The organism is Paenarthrobacter sp. R1 (assembly GCF_030264015.1).
GTDB classification, from domain to species: domain Bacteria; phylum Actinomycetota; class Actinomycetes; order Actinomycetales; family Micrococcaceae; genus Arthrobacter; species Arthrobacter ureafaciens.
Genome location: NZ_CP127115.1, coordinates 4,107,516 through 4,128,779, shown reverse-complemented (window position 1 = coordinate 4,128,779; position 21,264 = coordinate 4,107,516). Strand labels below are relative to the sequence as shown.

At 63.9% G+C, this 21,264-nt stretch carries 16 protein-coding genes and 1 pseudogene; 9 read left to right on the top strand and 8 right to left on the bottom strand.

What is annotated here, in order from left to right; all coding sequences use genetic code 11:
- Positions 1 to 374: 374 nt before the first annotated feature.
- Together QN084_RS19680 and dinB are read right to left on the bottom strand one after the other, a co-directional pair.
- A complete protein-coding gene (locus QN084_RS19680) occupies positions 375 to 743 on the bottom strand; it encodes an SCO2097 family morphological protein (RefSeq protein ID WP_021473375.1) in 369 nt (122 codons plus the stop codon).
- Positions 744 to 996: 253 nt separating this feature from the next.
- A complete protein-coding gene (dinB, locus tag QN084_RS19675) occupies positions 997 to 2,181 on the bottom strand; it encodes a DNA polymerase IV (protein WP_069695362.1) in 1,185 nt (394 codons plus the stop codon).
- Between the two features lie 175 nt (positions 2,182 to 2,356).
- Between dinB and QN084_RS19670 the strand changes: the two genes are divergently transcribed.
- Both QN084_RS19670 and QN084_RS19665 read left to right on the top strand, forming a co-directional pair.
- Complete coding sequence (locus tag QN084_RS19670; protein ID WP_062096104.1) at positions 2,357 to 2,923, top strand: hypothetical protein; 567 nt, start codon at positions 2,357 to 2,359, stop codon at positions 2,921 to 2,923.
- Complete coding sequence (locus QN084_RS19665; protein WP_069695343.1) at positions 2,920 to 4,014, top strand: polyprenyl synthetase family protein; 1,095 nt, start codon at positions 2,920 to 2,922, stop codon at positions 4,012 to 4,014. Before QN084_RS19670 ends, QN084_RS19665 begins: the two co-directional genes overlap by 4 nt.
- Positions 4,015 to 4,107: 93 nt before the next feature.
- Here the strand turns inward: QN084_RS19665 and QN084_RS19660 are convergent, their stop codons facing one another.
- Positions 4,108 to 4,461 (bottom strand): Rv2175c family DNA-binding protein, encoded by a 354-nt coding sequence (locus QN084_RS19660; RefSeq protein WP_031216816.1) that lies wholly within the window; start codon positions 4,459 to 4,461, stop codon positions 4,108 to 4,110.
- A gap of 257 nt (positions 4,462 to 4,718) precedes the next feature.
- On the opposite strand from QN084_RS19660, the gene QN084_RS19655 reads away from it, so the two are divergent.
- Together QN084_RS19655 and pknB are read left to right on the top strand one after the other, a co-directional pair.
- Complete coding sequence (locus QN084_RS19655) at positions 4,719 to 6,068, top strand: lytic transglycosylase domain-containing protein (protein WP_062096097.1); 1,350 nt, start codon at positions 4,719 to 4,721, stop codon at positions 6,066 to 6,068.
- A 78-nt stretch (positions 6,069 to 6,146) separates the two neighbouring features.
- A pseudogene (gene pknB / locus QN084_RS19650) lies at positions 6,147 to 8,199 on the top strand (Stk1 family PASTA domain-containing Ser/Thr kinase).
- Between the two features lie 68 nt (positions 8,200 to 8,267).
- On the opposite strand, the gene QN084_RS19645 reads toward pknB, so the two are convergent.
- Entirely contained in the window at positions 8,268 to 9,671 is a 1,404-nt protein-coding gene (locus QN084_RS19645; RefSeq protein ID WP_021473383.1) for a class II 3-deoxy-7-phosphoheptulonate synthase, read from the bottom strand.
- A 66-nt stretch (positions 9,672 to 9,737) separates the two neighbouring features.
- Complete coding sequence (locus QN084_RS19640; protein ID WP_069695361.1) at positions 9,738 to 10,541, bottom strand: lysophospholipid acyltransferase family protein; 804 nt, start codon at positions 10,539 to 10,541, stop codon at positions 9,738 to 9,740.
- A 111-nt stretch (positions 10,542 to 10,652) separates the two neighbouring features.
- Between QN084_RS19640 and QN084_RS19635 the strand changes: the two genes are divergently transcribed.
- The 3 genes from QN084_RS19635 to QN084_RS19625 are packed head-to-tail and all read left to right on the top strand — an operon-like array spanning position 10,653 to position 12,782.
- Positions 10,653 to 11,441: an alpha/beta hydrolase gene (locus tag QN084_RS19635; protein WP_021473385.1), complete on the top strand. Its 789-nt coding sequence runs from the start codon at positions 10,653 to 10,655 to the stop codon at positions 11,439 to 11,441.
- Positions 11,438 to 12,241: an alpha/beta hydrolase gene (locus QN084_RS19630; protein ID WP_021473386.1), complete on the top strand. Its 804-nt coding sequence runs from the start codon at positions 11,438 to 11,440 to the stop codon at positions 12,239 to 12,241. The genes QN084_RS19635 and QN084_RS19630 overlap by 4 nt, the downstream gene beginning before the upstream one ends.
- Positions 12,228 to 12,782 carry a hypothetical protein gene (locus tag QN084_RS19625; RefSeq protein ID WP_021473387.1) on the top strand — a complete coding sequence of 185 codons (555 nt, stop codon included), beginning with the start codon at positions 12,228 to 12,230 and terminating at the stop codon, positions 12,780 to 12,782. The genes QN084_RS19630 and QN084_RS19625 overlap by 14 nt, the downstream gene beginning before the upstream one ends.
- A gap of 88 nt (positions 12,783 to 12,870) precedes the next feature.
- Here the strand turns inward: QN084_RS19625 and QN084_RS19620 are convergent, their stop codons facing one another.
- The gene (locus tag QN084_RS19620; protein WP_021473388.1) at positions 12,871 to 13,929 is read right to left on the bottom strand and encodes an ROK family protein; all 1,059 of its coding nucleotides are present in this window, start codon (positions 13,927 to 13,929) and stop codon (positions 12,871 to 12,873) included.
- Between the two features lie 197 nt (positions 13,930 to 14,126).
- On the opposite strand from QN084_RS19620, the gene QN084_RS19615 reads away from it, so the two are divergent.
- Complete coding sequence (locus tag QN084_RS19615; RefSeq protein WP_069695342.1) at positions 14,127 to 15,938, top strand: AMP-dependent synthetase/ligase; 1,812 nt, start codon at positions 14,127 to 14,129, stop codon at positions 15,936 to 15,938.
- Between the two features lie 115 nt (positions 15,939 to 16,053).
- On the opposite strand, the gene QN084_RS19610 is transcribed toward QN084_RS19615, so the two are convergent.
- The gene (locus QN084_RS19610; RefSeq protein WP_021473390.1) at positions 16,054 to 19,449 is read right to left on the bottom strand and encodes a pyruvate carboxylase; all 3,396 of its coding nucleotides are present in this window, start codon (positions 19,447 to 19,449) and stop codon (positions 16,054 to 16,056) included.
- A 302-nt stretch (positions 19,450 to 19,751) separates the two neighbouring features.
- Here QN084_RS19610 and QN084_RS19605 point away from each other — a divergent pair, with 302 nt between their 5' ends.
- Entirely contained in the window at positions 19,752 to 20,564 is an 813-nt protein-coding gene (locus QN084_RS19605; protein ID WP_021473391.1) for a ParA family protein, read from the top strand.
- A 69-nt stretch (positions 20,565 to 20,633) separates the two neighbouring features.
- Here the strand turns inward: QN084_RS19605 and QN084_RS19600 are convergent, their stop codons facing one another.
- Positions 20,634 to 21,227 (bottom strand): MerR family transcriptional regulator, encoded by a 594-nt coding sequence (locus QN084_RS19600; RefSeq protein WP_021473392.1) that lies wholly within the window; start codon positions 21,225 to 21,227, stop codon positions 20,634 to 20,636.
- Positions 21,228 to 21,264 lie beyond the last annotated feature (37 nt).

Sequence of the window (21,264 nt, the reverse complement as noted above, 5' to 3'; positions counted from 1 at the left end):
GCCTGGACCGCAGAGCGGGCCATTCAACAGAGCGGGCGTTTATACGGGGCGGTCCGCTAAACAGAGCGGTCCGTTAAACAGAAAAAGGACCCGCAACGGGCCCGGCAATGATCGGCTTCGGGAATGCTCGGATTCAACAAAGCTGTGATTCCAGGATGTTGGGCGCTCCACAACTCCAGGGCGCCCCGCATCAATCGAGGACTCATAAGAAAAGAATCAAGGACCGGCAGGTCGCTGACTCAACAATAGGGGCTGACTGAACAAGCTCACTGAAAATGCTGGCTGGCCACGCAGACTGAACAAGTCGCCCGGAAGCAAGTCGGCTTGGAGGCTGTCAGGCAGCATCCATCAGCGCGTCGGCAAAAGGCGAACGGTCAGGAGTCGTCCCGGCGGCGTTCGTCCCAGCGCTCTTCGAGGCTGCTCATGAAGGAACTCTTCGACTTGGCCTTGCCCGGCTTGCCCTTCCGCCCCTTGGCGAATGCCGTACCGCGGAGTGTGGCGAAGTACACGCCGGCCCCCATGACAATGAAACCCAGAACTCCCACAAAGATTTGCTGGAGTGACACTCCAACGAGCAACAAAAGGATGCCTGCAATGGCGCCCAGCACACCTATGATGACGTGCCTGGTGGACCAGCTGCGGATGGGATCCGAACCCATGGTGTTGGCAAACTTTGGATCGTCCTCATGAAGCTGCTTCTCAAGTTGTTCGAGCAACTTCTGTTCGTGCTCCGACAGGGGCATCGCGACCTCCTTAAGTCAGCCGGCGTCTGGAAAAACCGTGGCTTGTGCGTCTGTGATTCAGAACGAACAAGCCTGAAAATTCGTTCCCCGTTACCCCCGCCGCCCTGGCGGATTTCCCGGGACCCGAACTTTCCGATCAGCAGTCCAGACGATCTGGATATTTGTACTCCTTAGGATAGTTTGTCCAGCGCTGTTCTGAAAGACGGCCTGAGCACACCTGACGGGGGCATTGCGGGCAATGCCGGGGCCGGAGTCATTGGTCTTCCGCCTGCCTCGCCCGTTCCAGGAGAGCGGCCGGCAGGAGTGTCTTTGAACCAAAACGCTCAGCTACCCGGTCAAGGGCCTGCTCGGCAGCCCTCCAGTTGTCGTCCCTGCCATCCAGGCTCAATTGCATGGACGTCCGTGCGGCCGGTTCCAACTGTTCTGCCCTGACGCCCACCAAGCGCACGCTCTGGGCCCTCGGCCCCAGCGACTCAAGCAAACCAACTGCCACCTCATAGATCAACTGGGCACTGTCAACCGGCGTGTGCAGGGTCCGGCTTCTGGTAACGGTGGAGAAGTCCGCATACCGCAGCTTCAAGGCGATGGTACGGGCCAGCATGTCCGAGCTGCGGAGCCGGGTGGCGGTGCGATGGGAAAGCCTCAGCAACTCACGGTTGAGCAGTGCGGGATCAGTGGTGTCCGTGCTGAACGTCTCCTCCGCTCCGATGCTCTTTTCCAAGCGGGTGGGCGTCACGGGACGGGGATCGATTCCCAGGGAGAGCCTGTGCACGTGCTCGCCGGCGGCTCCGAGGACCTTCTTCAAGGACGCCACGGGAGTTGCTGCAACGTCGGCAACGGTCCTGATACCGAGGCGGGCAAGGACTTCGCCTGTTCGGCCACCCACGCCCCACAAGGCATTCACCGGAAGGCTGTGAAGGTAGGACAGGGTATCTTCCGCATCGATCTGCAGGATGCCGTCCGGCTTACACCGCGTGGAAGCTATTTTGGCCACGAACTTGGTGCCGGCGATGCCCACTGAGGCCGTGATGCCAAGCTCGGACTGAACCCGGGCCCGGATCATGTGCCCGATGTCCAAGGGGGATCCCAGGCGTCGGATGGCTCCCTTGACATCAAGGAACGCCTCATCCACGCTCAGTGGCTCCACGAGGTCCGTGATGGACGAGAAGATATTCATGATCTGCCCGGAGACCTGGTAGTAGAGCTTGTGCCTCGGTTCGATGATGATGGCGGCCGGACACATCCGCATGGCGATGGCCATGGGCATTGCCGACTTGACGCCGGTCGCCCTGGCTTCGTAGGACGCTGAGAGCACCACCGATCGCTCAGCCGGGAAGCCGACGATCACGGGTTTGCCCCGCAGGTCAGGCCTGCTGCGCAATTCGACGGACACGAAGAAGGCATCCATGTCCACGTGCAGAATGCTTGTCCGACGCATCTGCTGCAGCAATTCTTCCGGGGTGCGGTGGGACTTCCGGCTATCTCCAGGGCCGGGTCCCGGTACATCGTGCCTCACAACGGCAATACTATGCCCGGCCACTGACTAAACTGGAGGCTCAGCCCGGCGTCAGCCCACGCCAAGCCCCGGTGTCACCCCAAGGAAGGACATCCCCGTGAAGCTCTCTGGAACTCCCCGAACGCGAGGGCTCGCCCTGCTCGCCGTTGGCGTTGCCATAACGGCCTCGGCCTGCACCCAGCCATCCGGCGGTTCTGCCGCCCCCTCCTCCGGAGCATCATCCAGCGCGCCCGTTTCGGCGTCACCTTCTGCGGGCAGTGCCTCTGCAACTGCAACGCCCTCCGGAAGCAGCACGGCCCCGGCACCGGCGCCGAGCGCAACCGCTACGGTCGGAGCGCTGGTTGAGGGTTTCCCCCAGCAGTTGATCCCCGTCATGCCCAAGACCTCGGTCCGGTCCAGCAGCTTCGATAAAGCAGCCTCCCCCGCCACGGTGGCACTGGTGGGCACCGTGAAGGCTCCGCCGGAGGGAGTGGTGGAGTTCTACAAGGCATCCTTGGAGGCCCAGGGCTTCAAGGTGGTTCCTGGTCCTGAAGCGGTGGGCAACGTCACGTCGATCGACTTCATCAGGGGCGATGGTGAAACCGTGAACCTGTCCGTGCGGCAGAAGGAAGGCGTTTCCACCTTCACTATTGGCGCCAACGTGGCGGCCGGTTCCGTTAAGTGAGTCCCGTGGAACAACTAGCCGAAGAGCAGTCAGCATTCATCGCAGGCGTTTCGGGAGAACTGACTTCCTTCTTGTCCGCCCAGCAGGACCTTATGGCCCCCATTTCACCGGACGTTGCCCCGCTGCTGGACTCGATCTCCAACCTCGTGTCCGGAGGCAAGCGGATGCGCGCCCTGATGTGTTACTGGGGCTGGCGGGGGGCCGGCGGCGCAGCCGGGGATGACGAAATCCTCACAGCCGGCTGTGCCCTTGAACTGTTCCAGGCCGCCGCGTTGATCCACGACGACATTATTGACCGCTCCGATACCCGGCGGGGCGGCCCCAGCGTCCACAAGCGCTTCAGTCAACTGCATTCGGACAACGGCTGGGCCTTGGACGCTGAACGCTTCGGTCAGGCGGCAGCAATACTCACCGGCGATCTTTGCCTGTCCTTCAGTGAAGAGGCCTTCACGCGCGTGGGACTTCGGGCCGCCGCAGGCACCGAAGCCCGCCGCATCTTCAACCTGATGCGCGCCGAGGTCATGGCAGGCCAATACCTGGACATCCTCGAAGAAGTGGCCGGACCCGTCCGGGACCGGTCCGGCTCGGTAGAGCGCGCCAAGGCGATCATCAGGTACAAATCGGCAAAATACTCCACGGAGCATCCACTCGCGCTGGGCGGGGCCTTGGCGGGAGCCTCAAAAGAACTGCTCGCGGGCTACTCGGACTTCTCGCTGCCCTTGGGCGAGGCCTTCCAAATGCGTGACGACGTTCTGGGGGTCTTTGGGGATCCGGAGACCACCGGGAAGCCTGCCGGGGATGACCTCCGCGAGGGCAAGCGCACTGTATTGGTTGGTTTCGCCATCAACATGGCTTCGGCGGATGACGCCGCCTACGTAGACCAAGTGCTTGGAAAACCCGACCTGGACCAGGCTGAAGTTGACCGGATCCGTCACATTGTTGTCGAATGCGGTGCACTGGAAGCCACGGAGTCCCTCATTGCGGAACTTAGCAACACAGCTTTCGCGGCGCTGGAACAACTCCCCTTGGCAGAGTTGCCCTTGACGGCGCTCCGCCGCCTGGCGGAAGCCGCGGTCAGCCGAGCTGCTTAAAGAAGCTTTCCCGGGTTTCGATTTACTGAAGATGCACGACGGCGGCTGCTTGCCGCCGTCGGGCATCTTCAGTTGTGGCCTTGAACGGGCCAGCTACCACGCCAGGGACTGTGCACGCCGCCGGATTTCGGTCTTCCGGCCTTCCCGCAGCGCGTCGATGGGACGGCCACCCAGGGATTCGTCCGGGGTGAACAGCCAGATAATCAGTTCTTCGTCGCTGTAGCCGGCGTCGCCCAGGACGGCCACTGTGCCTTTAAGGCTGTCAACTACATGCCCGTCCTGGATGAACAAAGCAGGGATGGAACGAATTTTCCGTTCACCGCGTTTGATGGCCACCAGCGCGCGCTCATCAAGCAGTCCGTGCACTTTGGTGATGCTGACATCAAGCAGTTCGGCAACATCAGGCAAAGGCAACCAGTCGGAAACAAGGCTTTCTACATTACTCACGGAACAAGGTTGCCACGCCAACCCGCCGCTCGCCTAGCCGACAGTAAAAGGCCCCGCAGGAAAAGCATGCGGCCGGATCGCGGGAGGGCATTTCACTTTTTGTTTTCCGGAATCCAGCGGATTTCTTGTGCCACGGGAATAAGTGTGAGAGATTCACACTGATCACATTCGTATCACATACAACATTAGTAACATTGGCAACACTGGTAACAGCGGTCACACTGACCATCTCCGCTGCCTAGACGAGGACACCATCCATGACCACGCCCCGCCCGACGAAACGAACCATGAGCATGCCGGTAATCGCGGCTACCACGGCTGCGCTTCCTGCCGTGGTCCTGTCCTCGCTCGCCGTGGCCCAGCCGGCCACCGCAGCGCCGGCTCCGCTACAGCGCAAGATCCCCGCTACCCTCGCTGCGGCCATGCAGGCCCAAGCGGCACAAAAGGCCGCTGTCATTCCGGCGCAGTCCGTCGCCTCCACGCTGCCTTCGGCGCTGCGACCGATGGCCCCTTCGACGCCGGACACCTACAAGATCGTCAGAGGCGACACCATCAGTGCCATCGCGTACCGGTTCAACCTGGATACGAACGATCTCCTGCGGCTGAACAACCTCACCGCCACCACGATCATTTACCCCGGGCAGACCATCAAGCTCACCGGCAGCGCCCCCAAGCCGGCGCAACCGGCACCTGCCCCGGCCGCCCCGGCACCGGCAACAAACGCCGCCGCGACCTACACCGTGGTTCCCGGTGACACCCTCAGCGCCATCGCGGCCAAGCACGGCGTCCCCCTGTCCAGCATCTTCAGCTGGAACAACCTGAGCGGAAGCTCCATCATCTACCCCGGCCAAAAGATCAAGGTCAGCGGGGGCGGTACCGCCCCGGCGCCGTCGGCCCCGGCACCCGCCACGCCGGCTGCGCCGTCGCCGGCCCTCGCCAACACCGGCAGCTACACGATCAAGGCAGGCGACACCCTGAGTGCCATTGCCTCACGCCTGGGAGTCTCCCTGTCCGCGCTCATGAGCGCGAACAACGTCACGGCCACCACCGTGATCTACCCCGGGCAGAAGCTGACGGTTCCGGGCAGCGGTGCCTTGCAGCCGGCCGGGGACACCAAGCCCCTGGTCCCAAGCACCTTCCTTGGCTTCACCTACCCGCCGGCCGTGGTCAGCTCCGCGAACGAAAACAAGGCGCTGTTGAATGCATCGCCGGTTCCCAGCAGGGCCGAGATGAAGACCATCGTTGCCGATACCGCCCGCCGCATGGGCGTCAGCCCGTCCCTGGCCCTGGCATTCGCTGAGCAGGAGTCCGGCTTCGACCAGCGCGCCGTCTCCCCTGCCAATGCCATCGGCACCATGCAGGTGATTCCGTCGTCCGGACAGTGGGCTTCCGACCTGGTGGGCCGGAAGCTCAACCTCCTGGATCCGTACGACAATGCCACGGCCGGTGTGGCCATCATCCGTGCACTCATCGCCACCAGCAAGGACCTGGACACTGCGATCGCAGGCTACTACCAGGGCCAGTACTCCGTCAGCAAGTACGGCATGTACGACGACACCAAACGCTACGTCGAGTCGATCAAGGCGCGTCAACGCACGTTTGGCTAGACCTGGCCATGCTTCATGGGCGGGGCCCGGATTCCGCAGGAATTCGGGCCTTTTCCTTGCCTCGATTAGGATCATAGGGTGCAAGAAGCTACGCAGGACCACCTGATCGGCACAACTGTGGACGGGCGCTACCAGGTACGCTCACGCCTGGCCAGCGGCGGAATGTCCACGGTCTATTTGGCGACGGACCAGCGGTTGGAACGCGACGTCGCCCTCAAGGTCCTCCACCCCCACCTGGCGAACGACCAGGTGTTCCTGGAACGGTTGAGCCGCGAGGCAAAGTCGGCCGCGCGCCTCTCGCACCCGCACGTCGTGGGTGTCCTGGACCAAGGGGAGGATGGCCACATTGCCTATCTGGTGATGGAGTACGTCCAAGGCCACACCCTCAGGGACGTCCTCAACCAACAGGGCGCCCTGCCCCCGCGCCTGGCGCTGGCACTGTTGGATCCTGTCATCGAAGGGCTTGCTGCGGCGCACAACTCCGGCCTCATCCACAGGGACGTGAAGCCGGAGAACGTGCTGATCGCCGACGACGGACGCATCAAAGTGGGCGACTTTGGGCTGTCCCGGGCTGTCACGGCCACCACCAGTACAGGGGCTTTGATCGGCACGGTCGCCTACCTTGCGCCGGAGCTGGTGATGGGCCAGGCCGCCGATGCCCGCAGTGACATCTATTCCGCGGGCATCATGCTCTACGAAATGCTCACCGGACAACAGCCTTACGCCGGGGACTCCCCCATCCAAGTGGCCTACCAGCACGTCAACTCGTCCGTGGGCAAACCCTCGCAGCTTGCTCCGGGCCTGGCCCAGGACCTCGACGAACTGGTGCAATGGTGCACCGCGGTGGATGCCGAGAACAGGCCGGTGGACGGTACTGCCCTGCTCACGGAGCTGCGGCACATTCGAACCACGCTGAGCGACGAACAGCTCGACCACCGCCAGCCCTCCTCCACACCCGGCGCGATGCCCGCCGTACCGGGCCGCGGGGACGCCATGGATCAGCGCACGGAGTCTATCCGCACCACCGCCGCCCCGACCGAGTTCATTGCACAACAGAGCAATCCCACCACCGTGATGGCTGCTTCCGTCCCGCCCCGGCCCCGGCCGGGCGGGATAGTCTCCGGGGTGGATACGAGTGCCCCGCAGCCAGGTAAGCGCGAGCTAAAACGGATGCAACGGCAAGAGGTCAAGGACCGCGCCCGGGCCGCAGCTACTCCGGTCCGTCCGCTGCGCGAGGGCAACCCTCGCAGGCGGGGAGTCATCTGGACGGTTGTGGTGGTGATCCTCGCCGTTCTGGCCGCGTCTGCCGGGTGGTTCTTCGGAATGGGCCCCGGTTCACCAGGCACCGTGCCCGAAGTGAAGAGCAAGACCGTAGCGGAAGCACAGCAGCTCCTGCGGACCGCAGGGTTCCAGTCGGAACCACGGGACGTCTTCGACGACGACATCCCGCCGGGCATGGCGGTCGGAACCGAACCGCCGCCCGGGTCCCAGGTCCGGAAATTCCAGCCCATCACGCTCTTTGTCTCCAAGGGGGCCCAGCTCTTCGCGTTGCCGGGCCTGACGGGAGGGACGCTGGACGAGGCCAAAGCTACCCTGAACGCTGCGGAAATGGCACTGGGCAACGTCACCGAAGCCTACGACGACAAAGTACCGGCCGGCGTCGTGCTTTCCCAGGACCCTGCGAAGGGCACCGAGGTGCGGCACGGCACCCCTGTGGCGCTGGTCGTCTCCAAAGGACCCCAGCCCATCCCGGTCCCCGATGTCCCGTGGCCAGCCGCAGGACGCGGCTGTCAAGGCTATTCAGGATGCCGGGCTGAAGGCTGTCATCGCGCCTGAGACGGTCAACGACAAGACGGTGCCGAAGGGCGCAATCGTCTCGCAGGCACCGGCCAATGGAAACCTGTTCAAGGGTGACACCGTGACGCTGACGGTTTCCAAGGGTCCAAAGATGGTGAAGGTGCCTAACTTCATCGGGAAGCAAGCCGGCGACGCCGAGCGGGAACTGAAGAAGCTGGGCTTCAAGGTTGACGTCAACAAGATTCTCGGAGGCTTCTTCGGGACGGTGCGCGACCAAAACCCGGTCAACAACGAAGTCCCCGAAGGGTCAACGGTCACCCTGACGGTGGTCTAGCCGAGGACAAACGAAAGGCGCGGCCCGACGATTCGGACCGCGCCTTTCGCTGTTTGCTGCCGGCGGACCTACCGCTTGGCGAGGGCCCCTGCCACCAGGAATGCCATCTCCAGCGACTGCATGTGGTTCAAACGCGGATCGCAAACGGATTCGTAACGGTCCAGGAAAGCGTCCTGGTCGATCGGATCGGCGCCGCCCAGGCACTCGGCAACGTCGTCACCGGTCATCTCGACGTGCAGGCCGCCAGGGACCGTACCGAGGGAGTGGTGCACTTCGAAGAAGCCGCGGACTTCATCAATGACGTCGTCAAAGTTACGGGTCTTGTAGCCGTTGGGCGAGGTGACGGTATTGCCGTGCATCGGATCCGTCACCCAGAGCACCTGGGCGCCGGAGGCAGTCACGCGTTCGACGACGGCGGGCAGCTTCTCGCGGATGTTCTTGGCGCCCATGCGGGTGATAAATGTCAGGCGGCCGGGTTCGCGGTTCGGGTCCAGCTTGTCGATCAACCGCAGGGCGTCGTCGCCGGACGTGCCGGGGCCAAGCTTGACGCCGATGGGGTTGCGGACCCGGGACAGGAAGTCCACGTGGGCGTGATCGAGTTCGCGGGTCCGCTCGCCGATCCAAAGGAAATGCGCCGACGTGTCGTAGGGCAGGCCGGTGCGCGAGTCGATGCGGGTGAGGGCCCGCTCGTAGTCGAGCAGGAGGGCCTCGTGGCTGGCGAAGAACTCCACCCGCTTGAGGGCTTCGAAGTCAGCCCCGCAGGAATCCATGAATTTGATGGCACGGTCGATGTCGCGGGCCAGGGACTCGTAGCGTGCGTGTGCAGGGTTCTCGGTGAAGCCCTTGTTCCACTGGTGCACCAGGCGAAGGTCAGCAAAGCCGCCTTGCGTGAACGCACGGATGAGGTTGAGCGTGGAAGCAGACGTGCGGTAGGCCTGCAACATCCTTCCGGCGTCGTGCGCGCGTGACTCAGGGGTGAAGTCGTAGCCGTTGACGATGTCTCCCCGGTAAGCCGGGAGGGTCACGCCGTTTCGGGTCTCGTCGTTCGAGGACCTGGGCTTGGCGAACTGGCCGGCCATGCGGCCCATCTTGATGACGGGCATGGCGGCACCGTAGGTGAGGACAACGGCCATCTGCAGGATGGTCTTGACCCGGGCGCTGATCTTGTCAGCCGTGGCTGCCTCGAAAGTCTCCGCGCAGTCACCGCCCTGCAAGAGGAAGGCCTTGCCCTGCGCTGCCGCAGCCAAACGGTCCCGCAGGACGTCCACCTCGCCGGCAAAAACCAGCGGCGGCACGATCGAGAGTTCCTTGACCGTGGCCTTGAAGACTTCCTGGTCTGCCCATGAAGGCTGCTGGGAAATGGGCAGGTCCCGCCAGGCGTCAAGCCCGGGGTAGTCCGCCGCGCCGCTCTGGGCGGTGCTCGCAAGCGGATCTGCTGCTGATGGTGCGGGGTTCGCGGATAGCTCAGTCACCCTACAAGAGTAGTAGCCTTCGCCGGGGTTGGGGCACTGCTGCCGTAACCCACCCGGCGGGAGGCGTCACAGTTTCCCGGAACCCCCGGCAGTGTCATCGCCGGGCTCGGCTACGGGCTCATCGCGGTCTTCGGCAATATCACTCGGCGACTCCTCTGCGGCTTCAACCTTGTGCACCGGCTCGGGCCCCTTGCCCGCCAGCCGTGCTTTGACCACCGCAGCGTATTCGTCCACATATTCCTGGCCGGAAAGCCGCATCAGTTCGTACATGATCTGGTCTGTCACAGCGCGTTGGATGACCCTGTCATCTTCCATGCCGTAGTAGCGGCTGAAGTCCAGGGGCTGCCCGAAGATGATCCCGATCCGGCGGATGTTGGGCAGTCGCTTGCCGATCGGCTGCACTTTCTCGGTGCCGATCATCGCTACCGGTATGACGGGTACCCGCGACTGCAGGACGAGCCTGGCTACGCCCACCTTGCCGCGGTACAACCGGGCGTCGGGACTGCGGGTCCCTTCCGGGTAGATGCCCAGCAGGCCCCCGGAGTTGAGTACGTCCTTTCCGGCTTGCAGGGACATCTCGGAGGCAGCGCCCCCGGAGCGGTCCATGGGCAGCTGGTTGCTGAGCCTGAAGAACAGCGCCGTCAGCCGGCCCTTGATTCCCTTGCCCGTGAAGTACTCCGACTTGGCCAGGAAGATCACGGGACGGTGAACCATCAACGGGAGGAAAATGGAGTCCGAAAAGGACAAGTGGTTGGAGGCGAGGATCGCGGCACCCGTGTCGGGGACATTGTCCAAACCCTTGACCCACGGCCTGAACAACAGTTTCAGGACGGGACCCAGGAAGATCCTCTTCATGACCCAATAGAACACGCTCGTCCTCTCACCACCGCCGGCTTGGCTGTTTCCGACCGCTTCACGGCCGGGATTAAACAGCAACCCTACTCCAGTGAGAAATGCGTGGAACAGTGACACGATGGTGCCATGACGGAACGCAACCAACCCGGCGCCCCGCTCGCTTTCCATCACCCGGGGCACGGTGAAAATGCTTCGACGGGCGTAGCCATCTGCCATGGATTCACCGGCAGCCCCCTCAGCATCCTGCCTTGGGCCGAATACCTCGCCCGGCAGGGTTTCGCCGTCTCAGTCCCCCTCCTTCCCGGGCATGGAACAAACTGGCGTGACCTGGCCACCACCACATGGCAGGACTGGTACCGGACGTTCGAATCCAGCTACCTCGACCTCGAGGCAAAGACGGATGCTTGCTTCGTGGCCGGCCTGTCCATGGGTGGAGCCGTGGCACTGCGGGCAGCTTCCAGGCACCCGGTGCCGGGCGTGGTCCTGGTCAACCCCGGCCTTAGCTTCTACGATCGAAGGGTCCGCTACATAGGTGCCCTCAAATACGTCATGCGCACCACCACGCCCATCGAAGAGGAAGCGCCAACGGCCGCAGTCACTGAGGACGGCGATTACTCGAAGACGCCGTTGGCGTCCGTCCACGAACTCAAGAAGCTTTTCGGCCAGGCCACACGCGCCCTCCCCCATGTCAAGGCGCCGGCTTTGGTCTTCAAGTCCGCCGTGGACGGTGTCATTCCGCCAAGCTCCCTCAAAGCCATCACCAAGCACATGGATCGGGAACAGCTGAAGGTGGTCCCGCTGCCAAGAAGCGGACATGTGGCCACCCTGGACGTCGATGCACCGACCATCTTCGAAGAATCAGCACGGTTTTTGCGTCAACATGCCAAGGACAGAGTAGCCTCGGAGACATCATGAAAGTGCTTCCCGATTTCTCGCCCTTCCGCAGCGCCTTCTCCGGTACCGGCCCAAGGGTGGGCGTCGTCATGTCCCACGGGTTCACGGGTTCCCCGCACAGCGTCCGGCCTTGGGCCGAGCACCTGGCGGCGGCCGGTTTTGCGGTTAACCTTCCGTTGCTGCCCGGCCACGGAACCACATGGCAGGACATGGCCACGCGGTCGTGGCGGGAATGGCACAGGGCGGTGGACGATGCTTACCTGGAAATGGCGTCCGAATGCGATTACGTCTTCGCCGCCGGCTTGTCTATGGGCGGCACGCTGGCCTTGCGCATAGCTGCCACCCGGCCCGTGGCAGGGACCATCGTGGTCAATCCGGGAATGGTGCTCGATGACCCGCGGGCCGCAGTCGTTGCGGCCCTGAAGTACGTGGTCAAAAGCACTCCGGCGATTGCCAACGATATCCTCAAGCCGGACCAGGACGAGGGCGCCTACGCCCGGACCCCCGTAGCCGCGGCCCACCAGTTGAAGAAGATGTACAAAGACACTGCGGGAATCCTCCCCCGCATAACGGCTCCTGTCAGGGTGTTCCGGTCCACGGTGGACAAGGTCGTCTCGAATGCCAGCCTGCAGTTCCTGCAGTCGCGGGTCCAGGCTCCCGTTGAAATCAGCTACCTCGACAACAGCTACCACGTGGCCACGCTGGACAACGACGCCCCGGCCATCTTTGCCGGCACGGTGGACTTCATGAACAAACGGCTTGGCGACCTCGCGTCCGGGGACCGCTCGCTGGATAGGGACAAAGCCAATGACCAGGCCTGATCCGGACCCTGCCGACCAGAGCGCCAATAAGGACGACGACGCCGTTTGGCTGGACTTGGTGGCGCGGCTGGAGTCTACGTCGTCCTCCTCCGGGGATTCCGAGGAGGAGCACGGGCGGCCGGATGCCGGGGCACCCGGGATCGTACCGCCGGCGCGGAAGCCCTTCAGCGCGTTCGACCCCCTGGGGTTGGCGACGTCTGCGACACCGGCAGAAGACCCCAGCGAGGATCGCCCTGGGCGCCGTAACGGCCAGGAAGAGTCTCCGGGAGGGCCACGGGATTACGAGGTCGACGACGCTGATGACGGCGATTTTGTCCCGGAAGATCCGCCCAGCCTTGCCGGAACCGAACCATTGACCATGCTGGCCTGGCTCGGTGCGGTGGGCGGTCCCATCGCACTCCTGTTCACTGCGATGTTCTGGCGGTCCGCCCCGCTGGCGGCCGTCCTGGGGATTGTTGCGGCGTTCGTCGCCTCGGTGGTGTACCTGATCATGCGGCTGCCGCATGAAAAAGACGAGTACGACGACGGCGCCCGCATCTAGGTGCCTCGGCGCCCGTATCCAAGTGCCTGCGCGGGGCTGCTGTGACCATCGAAGTTGGCCACCTGAGTTGACCGTCGTGGCCGGGGCGTTAGCTGTAGGCCCGTCCGCTGACGCGGGAGAGATCCGCTGCGCCGATCATTCCCGCCCGCGGACCAAGCGCCGCGAGCTCGATCCGGGCCATGGGCCTGAAGCCCCTGCCCGTCAGGTTTTTGGCAAAAGCCGCCCTGGCTGGATCGGCGAGGAGGTCGCCGGCGTCGCACAACCCGCCGCCGATGACGAACATGCCGGGATCCAGCGCGGCAGCGAGGTTGGCCAAACCCAGCCCCAGCCACTCGCCCTGATCTGCGATGAGTTCCCTGGACGTGGCATCGCCGGCCAGCGCCAGCGCCGTGATGGTTGCCCCGGTGATGCTGTCCGCGTCACCACCGGCTTTCTCCAGGAGGGCGCGGCCTTCCTGGGAATTCGTCTTCACCAGTTGCCGTGCCTCGCGTCCCAGGGCATTGCCTGAGGCGTACTGTTCCCAGCAGCCACGGTTGCCGCATTCACAGCGGTGCCCGCCGGGGAAAATGATCTGGTGGCCGAATTCGCCGGCGACGCCATAGCGGCCGCGCTCTACGCGGCCGTCCATCACCATGGCGCCCCCGATTCCGGTACCCAGGGTGATGCAGACCAGCCGGCTCTCCCCCTGCCCCGCACCGAAGCGCCACTCCGCCCAGGCGGCGGCATCGGCGTCGTTCGTCAGCAGCACCGGGCGCCGCAGCAGGTTCTGCAGGCTGTCCCTCAGTGGCTCGTTGCGCCAGGCCAGATGGGGACTGAACAGCACCGTGCCGCCGTCGAGGTCCATCCATCCGGCTGCACCGATTCCGACAGAAGAGATGCGATGCCCGGCGCTCAACTCATCAACGAGTTCCACGATGGTTCGCTCCACCGCGCGCGGGTCCGCTCCCGGAGTTGACCGGCGGGCTTCGGCCAGGACGCGGCCGTCGGCGTCCACGACGCCCGCTGCCACTTTTGTTCCGCCGATGTCGATGCCGATGGCAAGTCCCCTGCGGCCAAGATGGTTCCGCCGGGGTGCCCAGGGAACATCTTTGCGGGATCCGAAGGAGGGCCGGAGCCCGGGGCGCGAACTGGACCGGTGTTGGGGCATCCCATCATCCTATTCCGCGTGCCTCCGCGAGAAACGCTCCGAGGGCGCCGGAAGGCCCTTTATGGCGTGAAGTTGCCCAAAACGGCCGGGAATCCGTAAAGTTACTCGCCAGTAGGTGAAATCGGACACACTTCCGCGGGTCGGCATACTAGAGTGAAAAGTGCCCCTCGCGGCCCGTGGATATCAAAGGAGCTACCGTGCGCGAATTTAGTGTTCCTCCCCTTATTAATGTTTCCCCTGAAACCAACATCACGGACCTTGTTATCCGGGAGGCAGCAAAGGCGTCCAATCCGGCGCTTTTCGCCAAGCTGGACGGTGCAGGTCAGTGGCAGGACATCCGCGCAACGGACTTCCTGGCCGACGTGAAGGTCCTCGCCAAAGGTCTCATCGCCAGCGGCGTGGGGCTCGGAGACCGCGTTGGCATCATGTCCCGCACCCGCTACGAGTGGTCGCTGGTGGATTTCGCGATCTGGTTTGCCGGAGCCGTTTCGGTGCCGATCTACGAAACATCGTCTCCTTCGCAGGTGGCATGGAATCTTGGCGACTCCGCGGCCGTGGCGGCCTTCGGTGAAAGCGCCCACCATGAGAACGTCCTCCGCCAGGCCGTAGCTGCGGAAGACATCAGTTCCGTGGCACACGTCTGGCAATTGGACGGAGCAGGACTCGACGTCCTGCGTGCTGCCGGTTCGGGGGTCTCCGACGATCAACTGGAAGCCCGCCGTTCGGCAGCCGGCCTCAATGACCTGGCCACGATCATCTACACCTCCGGCACAACCGGCCGCCCCAAGGGTTGTGAACTGACCCACGGCAACTTCGTCGAGTTGTCCGAGAACGCCAGGCTTGCCATCCCGGAAGTGGTCAAGGAATCGGCCAAGACCATCATGTTCCTCCCCCTCGCCCACGTGTTCGCCCGGTTCATCTCCGTGCTTGCCGTGGCCGGCGGAGTCAAAGTGGCGCACACGCCGGACATCAAGAACCTGTTGGCCGACCTGCAAAGCTTCCAGCCAACGTTCATCCTCGCCGTTCCCAGGGTGTTCGAAAAGGTCTACAACTCCGCACTGACCAAAGCCGAAGACGGCGGCAAGGGCGCCATCTTCCACCGCGCTGCGGACACCGCGATTGCCTACTCGAAGGCCCGGGAATCCGGATCCGTGGGGCTGGGCCTCAAACTCAAGCATGCCTTGTTCGACAAACTGGTCTACGGCAAGCTGCGGGCCGCCATGGGCGGCCAGGTGTCCCATGCCGTCTCCGGCGGAGGGCCGCTCGGAGAGCGCCTGGGCCACTTCTTCCAAGGGATCGGCCTGCAGATCCTGGAAGGATACGGCCTGACGGAGACCACTGCACCCATCTCCGTCAACCGCCCGTCCCGGATCAAGATCGGTACGGTGGGCGCTCCCCTGCCGGGCAACTCGGTGAAGATCGCCGACGACGGCGAGATTCTCGCCAAGGGAGTGTGCGTGATGCGCGGCTACCACGGGCGCGAGGACCTCACCGCCGAAACGTTCGACGACGGGTGGTTCCGTACCGGCGACATCGGACAGTTGGATGGCGACGGCTTCCTCAAGATCACCGGCCGCAAAAAGGAAATCATTGTCACTGCCGGCGGCAAGAACGTGGTGCCGGCATTGCTCGAAGACCAGATCCGGGCGGATGCGCTCGTCTCCCAGGTGCTGGTGGTCGGCGACAACCGCCCCTTCATCGGCGCACTGGTGACCCTGGACGAGGAAGCCCTGCCCGGATGGCTGGAGCGCCACGGCCTGCCCTCGACGACGTCACTGGCCGAAGCCGCCAACCACGCCGTGGTGAAAGCTGCCGTTCAGGAGCTCATCAGCAAGGCCAACCAGTCCGTGTCCCAGGCCGAGGCCATCAAGGCTTTCCGGATCGTCGCCTCCGACTTCACTGAAGCGTCCGGCCACCTCACCCCTTCCCTCAAGGTCAAGAGGGCCCAGGTCATGAAGGATTTCGACGCCGTGATTGAAGAGATGTACTCCGCTCCCCGCGCAGGCTGAGCAAGAAATACGCAAACCCTAAAAGGCGGCACATACACGGGAGCCCCGCCGGAACTGTTCTGAACAGTTCCGGCGGGGCTCTTTTGCGCTCCCTGGTTTTCCGGGTCCGATCGGGCTAGCCCACTACGAGGAGCAAGTCCCCGCCCTGGACCTGCTCGACCGAGGAGATGGCCAGGCGAGAGACCTTGCCGGCCACCGGCGTCGTGATGGACGCTTCCATCTTCATTGCCTCGATCGTGGCCACCGTATCGCCGGCCTTGACCTCGTCGCCCTCCTTCACCGTGACCGTGACGGCCCCCGCGAACGGTGCGGCAACCTGGCCCGGCTGGGCGGGGTCGGCCTTCTCTGCAGCCTTGACGTTGCTGACGACGGAACGGTCGCGGACAACCACGGGACGCGATTGGCCGTTAAGTGTGCACATCACCGTCCGCATGCCCTTCTCGTCCGGGTCGGAGACGGCTTCGAGCTGGGCGATCAGGCGGACACCCTTTTCCAACTCGATGACGTGCTCCTGGCCGCGCTGCAGGCCATACAAGTAGTCGCGGGTGTCAAGGACAGAGACGTTGCCATAGGTTTCAAGGCTCTTGAGGTAGTCCTTGGTGGGCCCGGCGAAAAGCAGGCGGTTCAGCGTCTGCTGGCGCGTCTTCGAGTCGGCTTTGAGGGCGGCACTGTCTTCGGCGCTGATCTCTACATCGCGTACCTTGACGCTCCTGCCCTGGAGGGCCTTGGTGCGGAACGGCTCAGGCCAGCCTCCGGGAGGATCTCCAAGCTCGCCGGACAGGAAACCGATCACGGAATCGGGGATGTCGTAGTTCTGCGGGTTCTCGTTGAAGTCCGCAGGATCGGCGTTCAGGCCCACCAAGTGGAGGGCGAGGTCGCCGACGACCTTCGATGACGGGGTCACCTTGACCAGGCGCCCGAGGATCCGGTCGGCGGCGGTGTACATATCCTCAATGGCTTCGAACTGTTCACCGAGTCCCAGGGCAATGGCCTGCTGCCGAAGGTTGGACAGCTGGCCGCCCGGGATCTCGTGCTTGTAGACCCGGCCTGTGGGACCCGGAAGGCCCGACTCGAACGGTGCGTAGACGCGGCGCACTGCTTCCCAGTAGGGCTCCAGGGCGCCGACGTTTTCCAGGCTGAGGCCCGTATCCCGAGGGGTGTTGGCCAAGGCGGCAACCAGCGCCGACGCAGCCGGCTGGCTGGTGGTGCCGGCCAAGGACGCCGCGGCGACGTCCACCGCGTCGACTCCGGCCTCGACGGCAGCGAGCAGCGTTGCGAGCTGTCCGCCTGCGGTGTCGTGCGTGTGCAGGTGGACCGGGAGGTCGAAGCGCTCGCGCAGCGCCGAAACCAGCTTGGCAGCGGCGGCCGGACGCAGGAGTCCCGCCATGTCCTTGATGGCCAGGATGTGGGCGCCGGCATCGACGATCTTCTGGGCCAGGTCCAGGTAGTAGTCCAGGGTGTACAGGTCCTCTTCCGGATCCAGGAGGTTGCCGGTGTAGCAAAGTGCCACTTCGGCCACTGCCGTTCCTGTTGCCCGGACTGCGCGGATGGCCGGAGCCATCTGGTTCACGTCGTTCAGGGCATCGAAGATCCGGAAGATATCGATGCCGGTCGCGGCGGCTTCGTTGACGAATGCCTCCGTGACCTCCTCGGGGTACGGCGTGTAGCCCACCGTGTTGCGTCCACGGAGCAACATCTGGATACACGTGTTGGGCAGCGCCTGCCGCAAAGCAGCCAAGCGGTCCCAGGGGTCCTCACCAAGGAAGCGGAGCGCGACGTCGTACGTTGCACCGCCCCAGGCCTCCACGGACAGAAGCTCAGGCAGCAATGCCGTCACCGCCGGCCCGGCGGCCACGAGGTCGCGGGTACGGACGCGGGTGGCCAACAGCGACTGGTGTGCATCACGGAACGTGGTGTCCGTAACCGCCAGGGCTTCCTGCTCGCGCAGCGCCTTCGCGAAGCCCTCCGGACCCAGTTCAAGCAGCCGCTGGCGGGAGCCCGACGTCGGCACAGGACCATCGATGACCGGCAGCTTGCTGGCGGGGTCCGACTGGACTTTCAGATCGCCGTTGGGCTTGTTGACCGTGACATCGGCAAGCCAGGTGAGCAGCTTGGTGCCGCGGTCCGAAGGGATGTGCGACTTCAGCAATTCAGGGCGCTTGTCGATGAAGTCAGTAGCAACGTTCCCGGCGTTGAAGTCCGGATCTGCCAGCACTGCCTGGAGGAACGGAATGTTGGTGGATACGCCACGGATGCGGAACTCGGCCAGGCCACGGCGGGCACGGGCAACGGCAGTGGGGTAATCGCGTCCGCGGCAGGTCAGCTTCACCAGCATCGAGTCGAAGTGCGGGCTGATTTCCGCGCCCGAGTAAACCGTCCCGCCGTCGAGCCGAACGCCGGCACCGCCGGCTGAGCGGTAGCCCGTGATCTTTCCGACGTCCGGGCGGAAACCGTTGGCAGGGTCCTCGGTGGTGATACGGCACTGGAGCGCAGCACCCTTGATGGACACGGTGTCCTGGCTCAGTCCGAGATCGGCCAGCGTCTCCCCCGAGGCAATACGCATCTGCGACTGCACCAGGTCCACGTCGGTGATCTCCTCGGTGACGGTGTGCTCCACCTGGATGCGGGGGTTCATTTCGATGAAGACGTGCTGGCCTGCGCGGGCACCTTCGGTGTCAACCAGGAACTCGACCGTTCCGGCGTTGACGTAATTCAAGGCCTTCGCGAACGCGACGGCGTCGCGGTACAGGGCCTGGCGGATGTTGTCGTCCAGGTTCGGCGCCGGGGCGATTTCCACCACCTTCTGGTGGCGGCGCTGAAGCGAACAGTCACGCTCGAAGAGGTGCATGACGTTGCCCTCGGCGTCGGCCAGGATTTGGACCTCGATGTGGCGGGGGCGCAGCACGGCCTGCTCAAGGAACATCGTGGGATCACCGAACGCGGCGTCGGCTTCGCGCATCGCGGACTGCAATGCTTCCGGGAGCGCTTCGCGGGTTTCCACACGGCGCATGCCGCGACCACCGCCACCGGCCACCGCCTTGGCGAAAATGGGGAAACCGATCTCGTCCGCTGCGGCAATCAGCTCATCCAGGTCCTTGGACGGCTTGCTGGACTTGAGGACGGGAACACCTGCTTTGCGGGCGGCTTCCAAGGCGGCAACCTTGTTTCCGGCAAGTTCCAGCACTTCAGCCGGGGGGCCCACGAACGTGATGCCGGCAGCCTTTGCGGCGCGGGCGAGGTCCGGATTCTCGGACAGGAACCCGTAGCCCGGGTAAATAGCATCAGCGCCGGCTTCTTTGGCGACGCGGATGACTTCGTCTACGTCGAGGTAGGCGCGGACGGGATGACCCACCTCGCCAATCAGGTACGCTTCGTCCGCTTTCTGCCGATGGATCGAGTTGCGATCCTCGTACGGAAAGACAGCCACGGTCTTGGCGCCCAGTTCATAACCAGCGCGAAAAGCCCTGATCGCGATCTCGCCGCGATTGGCCACCAGAATTTTCGAAAACATGCTTCTCCTGCATCATTGCGGTGGATCGGTCGGTGGTCACAGTGTGTAGTGCCGCCAGCATCAAACACAAATCTTTGTGGCAACCATCACAAAGGATTCGTCATCTGCACTGTATATACGTACGCGCGCGTCCGCTGCGTGATATATCGCAGCTTCCCGATGCGCCCCGTGGCGCGTAGAAATCGGGATTCCGGGAGCACGCAACATATGATGTTGAAGGGGCTTCGGCAAGCCCCGGCTCCGATTATCCCGGAGTTGAAAACAGCGCGATACGGCAACCGGCGTTAGGTTTTGGGTAACAAGTGCAAGTAGTCAGCATCAGCAGCCTCAAGGGCGGCGTGGGAAAGACCTCTGTGACCACCGGCCTCGCTTCTGCGGCCCTCGCGGCAGGGATCTCCACACTGGTAGTGGACCTTGACCCCCACGCTGATGCCACCACAGCCCTCGGCGTCCAACCCAACGGAAAGCTCGACGTTGGCCGGATGCTCAAGAGCCCCCGCAAGGCAAAGCTGGCAGAGAACGTCTCCCCCAGCAGCTGGATTGCCAACGGTTCCAGTGACGGCACCTTGGACGTTGCGGTAGGTTCAGCGTTGACCGGAATCTATGATCGCCCCGACCTCGGCCGACGCGATCTCCGGAGGCTCTCCGGAGTTCTCGCCGGGACATCCAGCTACGACTTGGTGCTGGTTGACTGCCCGCCGTCCCTCAACGGGCTGACCCGCATGGCCTGGAGTGCCAGCGACCGCGTAGTACTCGTTGCCGAGCCGGGGCTCTTTTCCGTTGCGGGAACCGAGCGCACCATGCGTGCCATCCAACTGTTCCGGCAGGAGTTTGCCCCGAACCTCGCACCGGCGGGCATCGTCGCCAACCGTGTGCGGACGGGCTCCACCGAGCACACGTTCCGGCTTGCCGAGATGGAGTCAATGTTCGGTGATCTGCTGCTGACCCCGCACATTCCGGAACAGGCCAACTGGCAGCAGATTCAAGGCGCTGCACATTCCGTCCATCACTGGCCGGGCGACTCCGCCAAGAACGCCGCGAAGCTCTTCGACGCCCTGCTGGAGAGCCTCCTGAAGAACCAGACGAGTTTCAGGGACCGTCGGCAACGCCAGTAAGGAGGCAGAAGACAGAAGAAAGCCGCCCCCGACAAACGTCGGACGGGCGGCTTTCTTCTGAAATCGGAGTTATCCAATCCGACGCGCAACGCGCCGCTTGCTCAATTCGTCGTCGGGAAAGGACTGCTCCGCTGCATGCTCACTCGGCAGAGCGGCCAAACTTCCTTCAACTTCACGCCATACGCGTCCAACGGCGATGCCAAAGACGCCCTGGCCGCCCTGGACGAGGTCAATCACTTCATCCGCCGACGTACATTCGTAGACGCTCGCGCCGTCGCTCATCAGTGTGATCTGCGCAAGGTCCTCAACGCCCCGCTCGCGCAGGTGTTCAACGGCAGTACGGATCTGCTGGAGGGACACGCCGGTGTCCAGAAGGCGTTTGACGACCTTGAGCACAAGGATGTCGCGGAAACCGTAGAGCCGCTGGGAGCCTGAACCCGCAGCTCCGCGGACTGCCGGCTCTACCAACCCGGTCCGCGCCCAGTAGTCGAGCTGGCGGTAGGTGATGCCGGCGGCTTTGCATGCTGTGGGGCCGCGGTAGCCGGCATCCTCGTCCAGCACGGGAAGGTCCTCGGTGAAGAGCAGACCTTGGGCGCCGGCTGCGGGCGCAGCAATGCCGGACGGGGCCTGCTTCAACTCGCCTGCTTCGCCTTTCGGACTCACGTGACCTCCTTGTTGTCAGCTCCCCTGGGGATGGTGC

What these genes read in the sequence shown, in the direction of transcription:
- QN084_RS19680 (WP_021473375.1), bottom strand. Translation starts at nt 743, where the DNA reads ATGCCCCTGTCGGAGCACGAACAGAAGTTGCTCGAACAACTTGAGAAG.
- QN084_RS19625 (WP_021473387.1), top strand. Translation starts at nt 12,228, where the DNA reads ATGACCAGGCCTGATCCGGACCCTGCCGACCAGAGCGCCAATAAGGAC.
- QN084_RS19655 (WP_062096097.1), top strand. Translation starts at nt 4,719, where the DNA reads ATGACCACGCCCCGCCCGACGAAACGAACCATGAGCATGCCGGTAATC.
- QN084_RS19630 (WP_021473386.1), top strand. Translation starts at nt 11,438, where the DNA reads ATGAAAGTGCTTCCCGATTTCTCGCCCTTCCGCAGCGCCTTCTCCGGT.
- dinB (WP_069695362.1), bottom strand. Translation starts at nt 2,181, where the DNA reads ATGCGTCGGACAAGCATTCTGCACGTGGACATGGATGCCTTCTTCGTG.
- QN084_RS19610 (WP_021473390.1), bottom strand. Translation starts at nt 19,449, where the DNA reads ATGTTTTCGAAAATTCTGGTGGCCAATCGCGGCGAGATCGCGATCAGG.
- QN084_RS19635 (WP_021473385.1), top strand. Translation starts at nt 10,653, where the DNA reads ATGACGGAACGCAACCAACCCGGCGCCCCGCTCGCTTTCCATCACCCG.
- QN084_RS19620 (WP_021473388.1), bottom strand. Translation starts at nt 13,929, where the DNA reads ATGCCCCAACACCGGTCCAGTTCGCGCCCCGGGCTCCGGCCCTCCTTC.